We start from the raw sequence: 264 nt of genomic DNA, 5'->3' as shown, positions 1-264 counted from the left end.
ATGGGTCAGCAGCCACAGATCGAGCTGGAAATCTTCCGGAAACATGGCGACCCGGACAAGGTCGGGCGCGCCGTCGGCTACAGCGCAGGGCAGCGGCGCAAGGCCGATTCCGGCCCTCGCCGCGGCAATGGCGGCCGCAATCGAATTGGTGCGGTAGATCGGTTGCACTCCGGGCAGCCAATCGGCCAACTGATGACCGACCGCTCCATGTGACTGGCCGAAGCCGATCCAGTCGTTGCTTGCAAGATCGTCATCGATCCCCCG

Annotated in this window: 1 protein-coding gene; it reads right to left on the bottom strand. The window is 64.4% G+C overall.

Annotation, left to right across the window (positions count from 1 at the left end):
- Positions 1 to 264 (bottom strand): LysR substrate-binding domain-containing protein (locus HBA93_RS21670; RefSeq protein ID WP_286202128.1); only part of this gene is annotated, 264 nt, incomplete at both ends.

The sequence above is a fragment of the Ochrobactrum sp. SFR4 genome (assembly GCF_019730395.1).
In the GTDB taxonomy this organism is placed as follows: Bacteria; Pseudomonadota; Alphaproteobacteria; order Rhizobiales; family Rhizobiaceae; genus Pseudochrobactrum.
The sequence above is the reverse complement of the archived record's forward strand: the minus strand, read 5'-3'. Positions and strand labels throughout refer to the sequence as shown.